Origin of the sequence: Pseudoruminococcus massiliensis (assembly GCF_900291955.1) — a bacterium.
Lineage (GTDB): Bacteria > Bacillota > Clostridia > Oscillospirales > Acutalibacteraceae > Pseudoruminococcus > Pseudoruminococcus massiliensis.
Genome location: NZ_OLMR01000001.1, coordinates 590,451 through 607,191 on the forward strand (window position 1 = coordinate 590,451; position 16,741 = coordinate 607,191).

12 protein-coding genes are annotated in these 16,741 nt (G+C 38.5%); 4 read left to right on the forward strand and 8 right to left on the reverse strand.

What is annotated here, in order from left to right; genetic code table 11:
- Positions 1-107 precede the first annotated feature (107 nt).
- Both C9914_RS02815 and C9914_RS02820 read left to right on the forward strand, forming a co-directional pair.
- Entirely contained in the window at positions 108-1,058 is a 951-nt protein-coding gene (locus C9914_RS02815; RefSeq protein ID WP_181013430.1) for an ROK family protein, read from the forward strand.
- A gap of 34 nt (positions 1,059-1,092) precedes the next feature.
- Positions 1,093-1,944, forward strand: a complete 852-nt coding sequence (locus C9914_RS02820) for a DUF2262 domain-containing protein (RefSeq protein ID WP_106763202.1) — start codon at positions 1,093-1,095, stop codon at positions 1,942-1,944.
- 68 nt (positions 1,945-2,012) lie between these two features.
- Here C9914_RS02820 and C9914_RS02825 read toward each other — a convergent pair whose 3' ends face one another.
- From C9914_RS02825 to C9914_RS02835, 3 genes are all read right to left on the reverse strand, one after another.
- Entirely contained in the window at positions 2,013-2,774 is a 762-nt protein-coding gene (locus C9914_RS02825; protein WP_106763204.1) for a YlmH family RNA-binding protein, read from the reverse strand.
- Positions 2,775-2,929: 155 nt separating this feature from the next.
- Positions 2,930-3,205: a zinc-ribbon domain containing protein gene (locus tag C9914_RS02830; RefSeq protein WP_022265296.1), complete on the reverse strand. Its 276-nt coding sequence runs from the start codon at positions 3,203-3,205 to the stop codon at positions 2,930-2,932.
- Between the two features lie 115 nt (positions 3,206-3,320).
- A complete protein-coding gene (locus tag C9914_RS02835) occupies positions 3,321-3,899 on the reverse strand; it encodes a sigma-70 family RNA polymerase sigma factor (protein ID WP_022265297.1) in 579 nt (192 codons plus the stop codon).
- 271 nt (positions 3,900-4,170) lie between these two features.
- On the opposite strand from C9914_RS02835, the gene C9914_RS02840 reads away from it, so the two are divergent.
- Positions 4,171-5,694, forward strand: a complete 1,524-nt coding sequence (locus C9914_RS02840; RefSeq protein ID WP_106763207.1) for a YifB family Mg chelatase-like AAA ATPase — start codon at positions 4,171-4,173, stop codon at positions 5,692-5,694.
- A gap of 154 nt (positions 5,695-5,848) precedes the next feature.
- Here C9914_RS02840 and C9914_RS02845 read toward each other — a convergent pair whose 3' ends face one another.
- The 5 genes from C9914_RS02845 to C9914_RS02865 all read right to left on the reverse strand — a co-directional run bounded on the left by C9914_RS02845 (position 5,849) and on the right by C9914_RS02865 (position 15,466).
- On the reverse strand, positions 5,849-9,613 hold the full coding sequence (locus tag C9914_RS02845; RefSeq protein ID WP_106763209.1) for a phosphoribosylformylglycinamidine synthase: 3,765 nt from the start codon (positions 9,611-9,613) through the stop codon (positions 5,849-5,851).
- 269 nt (positions 9,614-9,882) lie between these two features.
- A complete protein-coding gene (locus C9914_RS02850) occupies positions 9,883-11,187 on the reverse strand; it encodes an O-acetylhomoserine aminocarboxypropyltransferase/cysteine synthase family protein (RefSeq protein WP_022265300.1) in 1,305 nt (434 codons plus the stop codon).
- A gap of 252 nt (positions 11,188-11,439) precedes the next feature.
- Positions 11,440-11,901, reverse strand: a complete 462-nt coding sequence (locus C9914_RS02855; RefSeq protein ID WP_106763211.1) for an S-ribosylhomocysteine lyase — start codon at positions 11,899-11,901, stop codon at positions 11,440-11,442.
- A gap of 480 nt (positions 11,902-12,381) precedes the next feature.
- The gene (locus C9914_RS02860) at positions 12,382-13,647 is read right to left on the reverse strand and encodes a replication-associated recombination protein A (protein ID WP_022265302.1); all 1,266 of its coding nucleotides are present in this window, start codon (positions 13,645-13,647) and stop codon (positions 12,382-12,384) included.
- Between the two features lie 91 nt (positions 13,648-13,738).
- Positions 13,739-15,466, reverse strand: a complete 1,728-nt coding sequence (locus tag C9914_RS02865) for a phospho-sugar mutase (RefSeq protein WP_106763213.1) — start codon at positions 15,464-15,466, stop codon at positions 13,739-13,741.
- A gap of 669 nt (positions 15,467-16,135) precedes the next feature.
- Here C9914_RS02865 and C9914_RS02870 point away from each other — a divergent pair.
- Positions 16,136-16,717, forward strand: coding sequence for a DUF305 domain-containing protein (locus C9914_RS02870; protein ID WP_106763214.1), 582 nt, complete (start codon positions 16,136-16,138; stop codon positions 16,715-16,717).
- The last annotated feature ends 24 nt before the right edge of the window (positions 16,718-16,741 follow it).

Here is a 16,741-nt window from a genome sequence, read left to right on the forward strand (position 1 = left end):
AATAAAATATTGTAAACTTTCTCTTTTATAAGTTTATGCTATATGTTATAATAAAGCTTAGACACATATGTATATATGTCAAACATTAGAATCGGAGTGAATTAGTGATGTATTATCTTGGAATCGACCTCGGCGGAACTAACATTGTCGCTGGCGTAGTTGACGAAAACTACAAAATTATCGCAAAGGAAAGCTGTAAGACAAATGTTCCACGACCAGAGGAAGAAATCTGTGACGATATGGCTCTTGTTGCAAAAAAGGCACTTGCAGCCGCTAAGCTTACAAATGACGATATTTCTTTCGTGGGTATTGGTGTTCCTGGTGCTGTTAACGGCGAAACAGGTATGATTGAATATGCTGCTAACCTCGGTTTCCATAACTGGCCTATCGTAAAGATGATGGAAGAAAGACTTGGAACTAAGGTTAAAATTGAAAATGATGCAAACGCTGCGGCTCTTGGTGAATATCTTGCTGGTGCAGCAAAAGGCTCTAAAAACGCTATCGCTATCACACTCGGAACAGGTGTAGGCGGCGGAATTATAATTGACGGCAAGATTTACAGCGGTTCAAACTTCGCAGGTGCAGAGCTTGGACATACTGTTATTGTATATAATGGCTGGAAGTGTGGCTGTGGCAGACATGGCTGTTGGGAAGCTTACGCTTCTGCTTCAGGTCTTATCAAGATGACAAAAGAAGCTATTCTTGCAGATAGCGAAAAGGGTGCTTGTATGCTTCGTCTTGTCGGCGGAGATATTAACAAGGTAAACGGAATTACTGCTTTCAACGCTATGCGTGAAGGCGATGAATACGGCAAGAGCGTTGTTGATAAGTATATCAGCTATCTTGCTTGCGGTATTACTAATGTTATCAATGTATTTCAGCCTGATGTTCTTTGTATCGGTGGCGGTATCAGCAGAGAGGGCGAAACTCTCCTTGCTCCACTTCGTGCAATCGTTGAAAAAGAACGCTATACAAAGCACAATAAAAAGCAGACAAAACTTTGTGCCGCTACTCTTGGCAATGACGCCGGCATTATCGGTGCAGCTTTCTTAGACTAAAATTCAACTTATAAAATTTTTAGGAGGAATTGAGATGTCAGATAAAGTAAAAGAACAGTTTGAAAAAGAATTTTATGAAGAAGAATTTGAATTATTAGTACTCACAAGTGAAGAATGTAAAGGTGCTATAATGTTAGACAATAAATACATTAATCCATCTGTCGATTTTGTTGCGAGTATAGATTGTAAAACAGGAAAACTAATAAAATCTGAAGGTCGTTTAACATGGCTTATAAAAGATGAAAAATCTAGAAATGGCTATGGATATGATTTTGAAAAATATGGGATATATAAGGTTCTTGTTAGAAAAAGTATTCCGATTAAGCTGGACAAATATCAATCAGAAATATGGAATAACAGATTTATGTTAGTAAAATTACTTGAAAAAGATGTTTTGAATAAGGATTTGCAAGAATTAAAAGAATATTATTTAAAGCCTGTAATTCTTGAAAATGATATGGGTACTTTTACTCTTAATAGATATTTTTCTTGGTTTGAATGTAATAATGTAGACTGGAATGGTGCAGATATACTTATATATTTGGAAGTAGATGAAAACTGTGATGAAACAGCAAATTCAGCTATGGCTACTTTACTTAAATATGCAAAGGATAAACAAAGCTTCGACCAAAAAAATCGTGAGTTTGCCGCAAAAGAATTACTTGATTTAGCAAATGATTGGCTTGAAGATAACGAAGATGAAGACAAGCCAGATAAAATCACAAAAGAAATGTTTATAGATAACATTAAAATGTCTGAATTGTGTATATCACCAGATGGAAGTATAACATTATTTTATGATGATGGAGATATGTTCTGGGGGCACACTATTCAAATAATTATAGATGAAAATGGTAACTATGAAAGTGCTGATATAGCAGGATAATTTGATATTATAAGTAGCTAAATTATAAAAAACTTCGCTTATTCTTATGAATTGGCGAAGTTTTTGCTTTAAATATACTTTTTTACATCTACAAAAAGTCTGCCCTTTCGGCTTTTGCCTGAAATTCCGACAACCTCTGCTTTACCCTTTCCACGCATAGAAATTTTATCGCCTGCCTTAACCTCTTTTGAAGTATCTGTACAGACAAGCCAATTAAGCGACACCGCTCCTTTTGTAATAAATTCCGCAGATTTTGTTCTTGAAAGTCCGAAACACTCTGCTGAAATGCTGTCTAAACGCATAGAACTTACATTTATGCTTATATCCTGAGTTTTCAGAACAGGTACTTCATAGCTTTCGCTTTCTCGGATTTCAGCATTATATCTGCCGACCTTTTTCAGATTAAATTCTACAAATTCTGAAATGGAATTATGACAGAAAAATTGTGCTTTATCTTCATTTATAATTATATCACCTATCATCTCACGCTTTATTCCAAGTCCCATAAGTGAGCCAAGAATATCTCTGTGTGTAAACTCTGCATTAGAGGAAATAACTGAATAAAGCTTAATCGGCAAGCCCTCATCATTGCAATATTCGTTATCCCTGACACGACAAAGCCTTCGTTCGGCATCATCAAAACCGCCGACAAAATCTATATATCCACGAAATTCTTCTACTTTGGAAATTAGAGTTTGTTCCGCAGGTGTCAGAAAATGTGAATATTCAACAGAGTAGGTTTTTTCACTTCTTGCGATAAGGTCGCTGATTTTTCTGAGTAGAATTTTCTGTTCATCAATGGTTGTATATTTAGCTGTGAAATCTTTCATATGCTTATCCCCTATAAAATTATAAGCTAATCATACCTTAAATTTTTTATAAACTCAAGACTATAAAAAGACTTAAAACAAAAACTCGGTGCCAGTCTATGACTGACACCGAGAATTTTTTCCGGGCGAATAAACTTAAAAATTATTTAAAAGTATTATTCTTCTCTCATCTTTGCAAAGCACTCGCTGCAGTATACAGGTCTGTCTTCACGAGGCTTGAATGGAACCTTAGCTTCCTTGCCGCAAGAAGCACAGATAGCTGTGAACATTTCACGCTCTGGCTTAGATGCATTCTTTCTTGCGTCACGGCATGCCTTACATCTCTGTGGCTCGTTTACGAAACCCTTAGATGCATAAAATTCTTGTTCGCCAGCTGTAAAAACAAATTCTTTGCCACATTCCTTACAGATGAGAGTCTTGTCTTCGTACATTTGATTAACCTCGCTTTGGTAAAATTATAATTTTGCCCCAGGACGGTTTTGCACCGCCGCCTTTGAAAAGTTTACAACGCTCTACTTTAAGCTACTTGGGCATATAACACACGAATCAGTGCTTTTTAAGTTTTTTTCGCACTCGCTGCATAGCATTATCACAAGCTTTTTCATTTATACCAAATTCGGCAGAAATTTCTGCATATGAATAACCAAGCAGATATAGCGAAAGAACTTTTTTTTCAAGTTCAGTAAGATTTTGCTCTATTGCTGTATAAAGCCCTTCCTCCGCCTCTTGAGATATTATAACAGCCTCAGGCTCGGAAAGACAATCAGCAGAAAGCTCATCATCAAGTAAAACAAAATCATTCAAAATCTTATTCTTATCACTAAGAGCTGTTCTGACGGCTGAAACAATTTTATTTTTGACGCATACTCCTGCGTAGGATTTGAATGCTGAACCTTTTGTTTCATCATAGCTATTAACCGCACTTAAAAGTCCGAGCAAGCCCTCTTGAATCAGGTCATCAGGCTCTAAACCGCTTTTTTTATATTCCGCAGCAACAGAACGGATAAGGTATAAATATCTTACAACAAGTTCACGAAATGCACCCTCGTCAGAATTTTTGGCAAGTTTCACAAGTTCTGCATCTGAAAGACTGTCAAAATTACCAAAAGCCTGATTATCGAACATGATTTCACCTCATTGCACTCTCGTACTAATAAATAATACACTATTTGAACGAATAAGTCAATGCATGTTTTATACAATTTGCAAAATTTCTTATAATTTTGTGTATAAAAATAATTTATTTTCTTATATGAAATTACTTTTAATTTATATCACGCAAAATATTTCTTTTGGGTAAAATGTTGAAGTTTACTTGAATTAAATTGAATAAAATATTGATATAAATAAATTATGGCTGTATAATAAAATTAATAATGCTTAGGGGAGATTTACAGTGGTTGTTAAAATAAATAGTATGGGAATTTACGGCATAGAAGCATATGCTGTCTGTGTAGAAACTGATATTTCGAGGGGCTTGCCTGGATTTGAAATTGTTGGCTTGCCAGGAATCGCCGTTAAGGAATCTCGTGATAGGGTTCGTTCCGCTATCAAAAATAGCGGATTTACCTTTCCATCTCAAAGAATAACCGTAAATCTCGCACCTGCAAACATCAAAAAAGCTGGTGCTTTATATGATTTGCCGATTTTAGTTTCAATTCTCACTTCTATGGGAGCATTGACTAACACCTTTGATGATGCTGTTTTTATAGGTGAGCTTTCACTTTCGGGCGAGTTAAGACCTATAAACGGTGTATTGCCTATGGCTATTGAAGCAAAAAATCTTGGCTTTAAGCGTATATTCATTCCATTCGACAATGCCGCAGAGGGTGCTGTTGTTGATGGAATAGATGTCTTCCCTATTAAAAAGGTTTCTGAGCTTATATCAGTTCTGAGAAATCAGACCTCCACTGAACCATATAAAACAATAACTCGTGACACAGCACAGGCTACTTTCTCATATGATTTTTCTGATGTCAAAGGTCAGGTTCTTGCTAAGAGAGCATTGGAAATTGCTGCCGCTGGCGGACACAATATCCTTATGATAGGAAGCCCTGGTGCAGGAAAAAGTATGCTTGCAAAGCGTGTTCCGTCTATACTTCCTGATATGACCTTTGATGAAATGATTGAAACAAGCAAAATACATTCTATTGCAGGAACTATGCTAAATGGACAATCACTTATAACAGAAAGACCCTTTCGCTCTCCTCACCATACAGTTTCTCCCGCTGGACTTTCTGGTGGCGGAACTATCCTAAGACCTGGCGAAATCTCTCTTGCACATAATGGTGTACTTTTTCTTGATGAACTTCCTGAATTTAGCAGAACAGCAATGGAAGTTCTTCGTCAACCACTTGAGGACGGAAAGGTTACTATTTCTCGTGTCAGCGGTTCAATAAGCTATCCAAGTTCAGTTATGCTTATTGCCGCAATGAATCCTTGTCCTTGCGGATATTTCGGTCACCCTACTAAACCCTGTATATGCAGCAGAAAGGCTGTAAATCAGTATCTTTCGAGGGTTTCAGGCCCTTTGCTTGACAGACTTGATATACATATCGAGGTTCAGCCTGTTAAATTTGATGAACTTTCTTCAAATGAAAAAAGCGAAAGTTCTGCAACAATTCGTGCAAGAGTTAATCATCAACGAAAATTACAACTCGAACGCTTTAAAGGTACTTCTATAACTTGTAATGCGAGAATTACCACAGATAAACTACACGAATTTTGTCCACTTGACGATACCGCCACGGCTATTATGAAGCGTTCGTTTGATGCTATGGGCTTATCTGCAAGAGCCTATGACAGAATTTTGAAGATTGCAAGAACTATCGCAGATATGGACAACAGCGAGGTTATTAAGCGTGACCATATTTTTGAGGCTATACAGTTCAGAAATCTTGATAAGAAATATTGGAATTAATAAAGCAAGGTAAGTTCAACAGAAATTAAAAGTTTCTTATGAACTAAAAGCTACTAATTAAAACAAAACGGAAACAGCCATTACAAGCTGTTTCCGTTTTATTTTTTTCTCTGCAAGTTTTAAAAAACTCGCAGAAGATTTTTATTATTTATAATTACTTGAAGTATTTTACGCCACTCTCGAAAATCTTCTGGTCTTTCTCGAATGGTACATTCTTATAAAGGTTGTCGCCCTTTCTTTCGGAGTGTCCCATCTTACCAAGAACACGACCGTCCGGGCTTGTAATACCCTCAATAGCACAAACAGAGCCGTTCGGGTTGAACTCGATTGTATCAGCCTGCTTACCGTTAAGGTCAACATACTGTGTTGCAATCTGTCCATTTGCGATAAGCTTTTGGAGCATTTCGTCAGAAACTACGAATCTACCTTCACCATGAGAAATCGGCACTGAGAATACATCGCCTGCGTTTACAGATGAGAACCATGGTGACTTTGTGGAAGTAACACGAGTATATGCCATATGGGAAATATGACGACCGATTGTGTTAAATGTAAGTGTTGGGTCATCTGCTTTAAGCTCACGAATTTCACCGTAAGGTACAAGTCCGAGCTTGATAAGTGCCTGGAAGCCATTGCAGATACCGAGCATAAGACCATCACGCTGATTGAGAAGTCTTGCGACCGCTTCACTTACTCTTGGGTTTCTGAATGTTGTTGCGATAAACTTACCTGAACCGTCTGGCTCGTCACCGCCTGAGAAACCACCTGGAAGCATAACCATCTGTGCATCGTCAATGAGCTTAACCATCTCGGAAATTGTTTCCTCGATAGCTGCTGGAGTAAGGTTCTTTACAATGAGAAGCTTAGGTTCTGCACCCGCCTTTTCAAAGGCTCTTGCTGTATCAATCTCGCAGTTTGTTCCTGGGAATACAGGAATAAATACCTTTGGTTTTGCTGTCTTGATGACAGGTGATGAAGTATTGCGTTCTGTATAAAGTGGGATTTCCTGCTCATTTGCCGGGCAATATGATTTAGTTGGGAATACGCCCTCAAGCTTGAAGTTCCATTCCTCGATAAGCTCATCAATAGTGAGAGTTTCGCCGTTGACTGTGATTGTTTCTGCATCAACAGTTGTACCTAAATCATAATAGAGAATATCGGAAATTTCTGCACCGTCTGCAAGTTCAACAACAAATGAACCTGAAAGCGGAGCGAAAAGTTCTTTTGCTGTAAGCTCATTCTTGAACTCAAAGCCTATCTTATTACCAAAGCTCATTCTTGCGACAGTTGCAGCCGCACCGCCCTCACGAACAACAGATGCTGCAAGAATCTTGCCATCATTTGCAAGTGCATAGATTGCCTTATATACTTTCTTGAGTTCTTCCCAAGCTGGAAGTCCTGTTGCCTTATCCTCTGGAAGTGGGATGTAAACAACCTTAGAGCCTGACTTCTTAAATTCGGCGGAAATTGTCTTAGAAGCCTTTGTCATTGCTACGGCAAAGCTTACGAGTGTAGGTGGTACATCTAAATCCTCGAATGAACCTGACATACTATCCTTACCACCGATTGATGGGATACCCATATTTATCTGTGCTGTCAATGCACCAAGAAGTGCGGCAGTAGGCTTGCCCCAACGGGAAGGAACTTCGTGAAGTCTTTCAAAATATTCTTGGAAGGTAAGTCTTGAAGTGAGTGGGTCTGCACCGATTGCGGCTAACTTTGAGAGAGATTCTGCAACAGCATAAGCCGCACCGTGGAACGGACTCCAACGGGAAATGCCTGGAATATAACCATAGCTCATTGCAGTTGCATCGTCAGTTTCACCTTTGAGAAGCGGAAGCTTTGCAGCCATAGCATCTTCTGGTGTAAGCTGAGTTTTACCACCGAATGGCATCATAACTGTTGCCGCACCGATACTTGCATCAAAGCGTTCAACAAGTCCTCTCTGTGAGCAGCACTCAAGACGAGAAAGGTTCTTCTTAAATGCAGTCTTTGTGTCAAGTCCTTCAAGAGCCTTTGGAACAGAAGTTCTATAACAATTATCAGCATCAGGAGCAGTAATATATGAAGTTGCTACCTGTGTAACACCGTTTGTATTAAGGAATTCACGGCTGAGGCTTACGATAACATCGCCACGCCATTTCATTGTAAGTCTTGGATTCTTTGCAACTATTGCAACAGGATATGCTTCGAGGTTTTCCTCGCCTGCAAGTGCAATAAATGCGTCAACATCGCTCTTATCAAGTACAACAGCCATTCTCTCCTGAGATTCGGAGATTGCAAGCTCTGTGCCGTCAAGACCGTCATACTTCTTGCGAACCTTATCAAGGTCAATGTCAAGACCGTCTGCAAGCTCACCAATAGCAACACAAACACCGCCTGCACCGAAGTCATTGCAACGCTTAATCATCTTAGCGACTTTTTCATTTCTGAAAAGTCTTTGAATCTTGCGTTCTGTCGGAGGATTACCCTTCTGAACCTCAGCACCACAAGTTTCGATTGATTCAAGCGTATGTGCCTTGGAAGAACCTGTTGCACCGCCACAGCCGTCACGACCTGTTCTACCGCCGAGGAGAACTATAATATCGCCTTCACTTGGAACGCCACGAACAACATTTTCCTTTGGTGACGCACCGATAACTGCACCGATTTCAAGTCTTTTTGCTGCATAACCCATATCGTAAAGCTCTGTAACTTGACCTGTTGCAAGTCCGATTTGGTTGCCGTATGAGCTATAACCCTGTGCCGCACCTGTTGTAATCTTTCTTGATGGAAGCTTACCCTTCATTGTCTTTTCAAAAGGAAGTGTTGGGTCGCCTGAACCTGTAACACGCATAGCCTGATAAACATATGCTCTGCCTGAAAGTGGGTCTCTGATAGCACCACCAAGGCAAGTAGCCGCACCACCGAAAGGCTCAATTTCTGTTGGGTGGTTATGTGTTTCGTTCTTGAACTGAACGAGCCACTTTTCTGTCTTGCCATCAATAGTTACTGGAACTTCAATAGAGCAAGCGTTGATTTCGTCACTGACATCAAGGTCAGGAATAAGTCCACGCTTACGAAGAAGCTTCATTCCAATGATAGCCATATCCATAAGGGATACATCTCTCTTTGTATCCTTGCCATAAATTTCATCACGAGCTGAATAGTATTCTTTAAGAGCATTCTCGATAGCCCCAGACAATGCACCTTTTTCAATCTCAATCTTCTCAAGTCTTGTGAGGAAGGTTGTATGACGGCAATGGTCTGACCAATATGTGTCGATAACACGAAGCTCTGTAACTGTTGGGTCACGATGTTCTTCATCTCTGAAATAATCACGGCAGAACTTCAAGTCTGAAAGTGTCATAGCAAAGCCCATAGAGGAATAATACTTTTCCATTTCCTCATCATTCCAGACTGTGAAGCCCTTTATAACTGCAACATTATCTGGAACATTTGCTTTCATATCAAGGCTTTCTGGCTTTTCAAAGGAAGCAAGTCTGGACTCAACTGGGTTGATAAGATAATCCTTAATCTTTTCAAAATCAGTGTCTGAAATATTGCCTGAAACTGCGATAACTTTAGCTGTAACTACCTGTGGTCTTTCGCCCTGTGTGAGAAGCTGAACACATTGTGCAGCTGAATCGGCTCTTTGGTCATACTGACCTGGAAGATATTCCATAGCAAATACCTTAAATTCATCACCGATAGAAATCTTTTCATCATAAACAGTATCAGCATTTGTTTCGCTAAGAATAGTATTCTTAGCTTTTTCAAAGCTTTCACCGTCAAGGCCTGAAATATCATAGCGGTTAATAATTCTTACTGCTTCTGCATTTTTAATACCGAGATTTTGCTTTAAATCTGCGAGCAGGTTTACCGCTTCGACATCGAAGCCCTTTCTTTTTTCAACAAAAATTCTTTTTACTTCTGACATTTCACTACCAATCCTTTCAGTATAATGAAATCTTGACATACTATGTTTATTTTATCACACATTGTCGAATAGGTAAAGCGGAAAATTAAACTTTATGCAAAAGTAAAAGTCCTTGCATCGAATTTTGATGCAAGGACTTAAATTTATTAGAAGGTATAGGGGGAATTGTATCAATATGGCTTAAATTTATCAGGGGAATTTTTAATAATCGTAAGTTTCTTTAATACATCACGAGCGAAACTTTTAATTTTCCTAAGGAGAAGATTTAATTATTTATTTGCAACTGCCTTAAATGCTTCTTCAAGGTCAAAGATAATATCATCAATATGCTCTGTACCGATAGAAAGTCTGATTGTATTTGGCTTAATGCCCTGCTCTGCAAGCTCTTCTTCGTTGAGCTGTGAATGTGTTGTTGTTGCTGGGTGGATTGCAAGAGATTTAACATCGGCAACATTTGCAAGAAGTGAGAATACCTTGAGGTTATCAATGAACTTTTGTGCATCCTCAGATGTACCCTTAATCTCAAATGTGAAGATAGAACCAGCACCCTTCGGGAAGTACTTATCGTAAAGGTCCTTATAACCGCTCTCTGGGAGTGATGGGTGATTAACTCTTTCAACCTGTGGGTGATTTTTGAGGAAATCTACAACCTTGAGTGCATTTTCAACATGACGCTCTACACGGAGTGAGAGTGTTTCAAGACCTTGGAGGAAGATAAATGCGTGGAAAGGAGAAATTGTTGCACCAGTATCACGAAGCAGGATTGCACGAATCTTTGTAACGAATGCTGCTGGTCCAGCCGCCTTTGTGAAGCTTACACCGTGGTAGCTTGGGTTTGGCTCTACAAGTGATGGGAACTTTCCACTTGCTTCCCAATCGAATTTACCACTATCAACGATAACACCGCCAATTGCTGTACCATGACCACCGATGAACTTTGTTGCTGAATGAACAACAATATCTGCACCATGCTCAATAGGTCTTAAAAGATATGGTGTTGCGAATGTGCTATCGACAACAAGCGGAATTTTATGTGCGTGTGCGATTGCTGCAACCTTTTCTATATCAATAATGTTAGAATTTGGATTGCCGAGGGATTCAATATAGATAGCCTTTGTGTTATCCTGAATAGCACTTTCAAATGCACCCTCTTCGTCAGGGTCTACAAAAGTTGTCTTAATGCCATATGTTGGGAGTGTATGCTCAAGAAGATTATAAGAACCACCATAAATTGTTTTTGCAGCAACAATGTGGTCGCCTGCACCTGCAAGGTTCTGAATTGTATATGTTACAGCTGCTGCACCACTTGCTACTGCAAGAGCTGCTACACCACCCTCAAGAGCTGCAATTCTCTGCTCAAAAACATCTTGTGTTGGGTTAGTAAGTCTGCCATAAATGTTACCTGCATCTTTAAGTGCAAATCTATCAGCGGCGTGCTGTGAGTTATGGAAAACATATGAAGTTGAAGCATATATTGGAACTGCTCTTGCATCTGTTACGGGGTCAGCCTGCTCTTGACCAACATGGAGTTGAAGTGTTTCAAATTTTAAATTTCTTTCTTTAAGTTCGCTCATTATTATTACCTCTTTCAACTATTCTGTATAATTCATTTATAATCAAAATTTATTGTGTTCAGATTTTACTATCAGCAACAGCACATTCGTTCTGTGCGTGATTTATAGGGTTTAAAATACTTACTGATTTTCATAACTAATCACCTTCCACAATTCATATCGGATTGCTATGTTTTGAATTATACACTAATCCCTTTCGCTTGTCAAGGCTTTTTCAAAAATATTTCCTATAAATTTTATAGGTTTTTAGGTTTATCTCGGATAAACCAATTTTTCAACTGTCCAATCACTTAAAATAGGTAACATATCTTTAGCATATTTCTTTGCGGCAACTAAGTCGTGGGCTACATAATTTCCACATTCTTTGCGTTCACTGCCTGGGATAGTTCCCTCAAAATCTGCTATAAAGCAAAAAGCATCATATACTATATTAATAGCCTTTTCTGGAGATATGCTATCTCTTACAAGAAAATAAAAGCCTGTACGGCAACCCATAGGTCCTACATAAACAACGCTATCTGAATATTCAGAATTTCTTGCAAAGGTTGCAAAAAGATGCTCAAAGGTATGCAAACCGCTATCCTCGAGGTATTCTCCTGCGTTTGGTTTTTTCATTCTTACATCATAAGTTACAACATCGCCATCAACACGAGATGTATACATACCGACATCAAGTAAATCATGGTTAATAGTAAAGCTTGCAATAGTTTTCATTATATATTTCCTCCAAGAATTTTAAATAACTTTTATAAATAGTAGCATAGCCAAAGAGCAGTTTGTTTCTTATAAGGAATTTTAGCTTGCGGAAATTCCTTTATAGATTTTTTAATAATCAATATATGGCAGTGTATAAGAAATCTAATTGCTATAATTGAGAAAATCGCTTATAAACTAACATATAAACTAACAAAAGGGAGGACTTCGTCCTCCCTTAAAACGAAAGAGATGTTAAGGGCTTTGCCCTTAACACCCATGAGGGACTCCGTCCCTCAACTCTGCAAGCTTTTGAAAAAGCTTGAGCAAAACTTTTAATTGTCTTTAGGGAATTTGCAAGCAATTTGTAGGGGCGAACTGTGTTCGCCCGTTCGGTAGTTCATTGGTAATTTTTTTATCCGCATTAACAAACTTCCCATAACACACCACGAGCGAGGCAACGCCGAGCAATTCTGCGTCTTCGCTGTGGGTCGGCACCCACTATTTTCCTTTGATTTTTCGCCAATATTCTGCAAATGCCTGTTCGTTTTTGTTTTCGGCGGGAACATAATATATAGCGTCTTTTATCGCATTTGGCAAATATTGCTGTTCAACCCAATGATTCTTAAAATCGTGTGGGTAATTATAAAACTGCCCCTTAACCTTTGCGTCTGCTCCGTCATAATGCTTATTCTGCAACTGTCTTGGAATAGCACCCGTTTTTCCAGCTCTTATATCTTCCATTGCAGAATTTATAGCCATATATGCCGAATTGGATTTAGGTGCAGAGCATACTAAAATCACTGCGTCTGCCAGCGGAATTCTTGCCTCTGGCAAGCCGACTTGCAGGGCTGAATCAACCGCCGCCTTGACTATTGGAATTATCATAGGATACGCCAAGCCTACATCTTCACAAGCACAAACAATAAGCCTTCTGCAAACTGATGGTAAATCTCCCGCTTCTAAAAGTCTGCCAAGATAATGCACTGCTGCATTTGGGTCAGAACCTCTCATAGATTTCTGAAAGGCTGAAAGCAAATCATAATGTTCATCGCCCTCTCGGTCATATTTGGCAGCACTCATTTGAGTGAGTGATTTTACGGTTTCAAGTGTAATATGTTTTATTCCGTCTGTCGCACAGGTTGAAAGAACAGAAAGTTCAACCGCATTAACTGCCTTGCGAACATCTCCACCACAACCATAAGCTATATGTTCGGTAACTCCATCTTCAAGCTCAATTTTTTCTTCGGATTCTTCACGAAGTATATTATAGGCTCTCTCTATTGTATTAAGAACATCATTCTTTTCAACTCGCTTAAATTCAAAAACAGTTGAACGACTCAAAATAGCACCATAAACATAAAAATATGGATTTTCCGTAGTAGATGCAATAAGTGTAATACTACCATTCTCAATAAATTCAAGAAGTGTCTGCTGTTGCTTTTTATTGAAGTATTGAATCTCGTCAAGATATAGTAAAATTCCATTTAAGCCTGAAAAGCCTGAAAGTTCAGAAACAATATCCTTTATATCCGCTGTTGATGCAGTAGTGCCATTCAGCTTGCGAAGTGTCATATTTGTACGCTTGGCAATAATTGAGGCAAGTGTGGTTTTTCCAACACCCGACGGTCCGTAAAAAATCATATTAGGAATTTTGCCTGACTCAATAATATTTCTGAGCGGCATATTTTTGCCAATAAGGTGCTTTTGTCCTGAAATTTCGTCAAGCGTTTGTGGGCGTATTCTGTCTGCTAATGGTCTGTTCATAAGCCTCAATCTCCAATATCATTTCTGTATGCGAAAACAGCCACAGTATAAAACCTGTGGCTGTTTATTAATTTAATCTTTATTAAGCAAATTATAATAAGCCTAATTTTGTTTCCATATCCTTGCCAAGCTTATCGCAAAGTGCAAGTGATTCTTCTCTTGTCTTACCAACAGAAGTAAGATAAAGCTTAATCTTAGGCTCTGTGCCTGATGGACGAACGATAACTGCTCCACCATCTGCAAGTGAATATGAAAGAACATTTGACTTTGGAAGATTGATAACTTCCTCTGTGTCTGCCTTCAAATCCTTAGCAATTGAAAGCTTATAGTCGGCTGTTGCAACAACCTCAATGCCTGAAACTTCAGCAGGAGGATTGTCACGAAGATTGCTCATAATATTAGCCATCTTCTCCATACCTGATGCACCCTCAAACTCAAAGCTGAGAGTTCTGTTGATATAGTAGCCATATTCTTCATAAACGCTGTTCATAACCTCATAAAGGCTCTTGCCATTCTTTCTATAATATGCAGCCATCTCACAAATAAGCATAGATGCAACAACAGCGTCCTTATCTCTTACATATGTGCCGGCAAGGTAGCCATAGCTTTCCTCAAAGCCGAATACATATCTTGATTCTTCGCCATTCTTTTCAAGACCAAGAATCTGTTCGCCGATATACTTAAAGCCTGTAAGAACATTTCTGAGTTCACAACCATACTTTTCGCAAATTCTTTCAACAAGCTTAGATGTAACGATTGTCTTAACTGCAACTGGCTTTTTAGGAAGTGTTCCATTAGCCTTTCTGCAAGAAAGAACATAATCCATAAGAAGAATACCTGTTTCATTACCTGTGAGAAGTCTATAACCATCTTCTGTCTTAACAGCGATACCTACACGGTCGCTATCAGGGTCAGTAGCGAGAAGTAAATCCGCTCCAACCTTTTCAGAAAGCTTCAAACCGAGGTCAAGTGCTTCTCTGATTTCTGGGTTAGGATATGGACAAGTTGTGAAATTGCCATCTGGATTTTCCTGTTCAGGAACTACTGTAATATCTTCAACACCAATTCTTGCAAGAATCTTGCGAACAAGCTTATTGCCTGCACCGTTAAGTGGAGTATAAACTACTTTAAGTCCTGCGTTCTTGCAAATATCCTTATTGACTGTCTGAGCCTGAACATTATCAAGATATGTTTCATAAACGCTCTCATCAACCCACTCGATAAGACCGCTCTTAATGCCTTCTTCAAAATCAACAAGCTTAACATCATTGAAAATGTCAACCTTCTGAATTTCATCATAAACTGTTCCAGCATTGACATCTGTCATCTGACAGCCATCTTCGCCATAGCACTTATAGCCATTATATTTTGCAGGGTTATGGCTTGCTGTAACCATAATACCAGACTTACATTTTAGCTCTCTTACAAGGAATGAAAGAACTGGTGTTGGCTGAAGTTCTCTTGAAATATAAGCCTTAATGCCATTTGCTGCGAGAACTCTTGCAGCCTCTTGTGCAAAATAATCAGCCTTAATTCTTGAATCATAAGAAATAGCAACAGCAGCTTCGCCATATTTCTTCTTGAGGAAGTTTGCCAAGCCCTGAGTTGTACGGCGGACAACATAGATATTCATTCTGTTTGTACCAGCACCGATAACACCTCTAAGACCTGCTGTACCAAATTCGAGTTCACGATAAAATCTTTCATAAACTTCATTTTCATCATCTGCAACTGACTTTAATTCTGCGATAAGGTCAGAATCATCAACAGCATTTTCAAGCCAAAGATTAAATTTATTTTTTACATTTATTTCACCCATAAATAACATCTCCCCTAAGTATATTCTTGCTCAAAACTTTCCCATAATAGTATATACTTTCATATTCTCAATTATATCACGAAATCTTTTTTCTTTCAACATCAGCTTTAGAAAATTATTACATTTCTATCAACTGTAACATTGTTTTTTCTCACTGCAATAATAAATCAGTAAACATTCACTATTTTCATCAATGAATTTGTGTAAATATAATAAGTTTATTAAGTAGTGGTGAACTGTGTTTGCTCGTTCGATAGCTTATCAACAACATTAGTCAATAAGTGCGGACTGTGTCCGCACTTACAGGGCAAGATATGTTAAGGGCGTTGCCCTTAAAACTCACCAAAGGCTCTGCCTTTGGAAACTGCGAGCCTTTGAAAAGGCTCGAGCGAAACTTTTAAGTGTCTTAGGGAAATCTATTAGCTAATCGGTAGTTTAGTCTTCCGCGTGAATAAACTCCCCTAACTTAATACGAGCGAGGTTTGCCGAGCGATTCCGCGTCTTGACAGTGGCGGCACGCCACCTCGAGCGAAACTTTTAAGTGTCTTAGGGAAATCTATTAGCTAATAGATAGTTACAATGATATTACATTGAAAATGCTATTAATTCACATTAAACAAACAGTCTGAATATAATATTAAGAGTATTATTTCAGGAGGTAGGATTTTTATGAATAAAGCAAATACTCCGCCAAAAATAAGCAATGTTGCAAGGCGTTATCTTGACACATTTTCCGTTATTCTTGATACTATGATTCGCTGTATGGCAGAGGTTAAAATTACAGACAGCATTTCTTGCAACTTCATAAAACAAATGATTCCACATCATCGAGCCGCAATAGATATGTCACTAAACATACTCCGCTACACTACTGACATAGAAGTGCAGAATATAGCCTTGAACATAATTGCTGAGCAAACTAAAAGTATAGATGATATGGTTTCGATTGAGGTTTGTTGTCGTGCTAAGACTAATTCACCTATTCAGCTTAAACCATATACGAGAATATATAATGAAATCACACAAAAGATGTTCAGCGAAATGAAATCTTCACCACAAACTAATAATGTAAACTATAATTTTCTTTGCGAGATGATTCCGCATCATATGGGTGCTGTAAGAATGGGCGAAAATGCTATGAAATATTCAATTTGCCAAGAGCTAAGACCAATAATCAGTGCTATTATTCACTCTCAAAAAGAAGATATAGCAAAAATGCAGGTATTAGTACGACATTATCAATCAACATAATATAAAAATCAGGCATAGCCCATA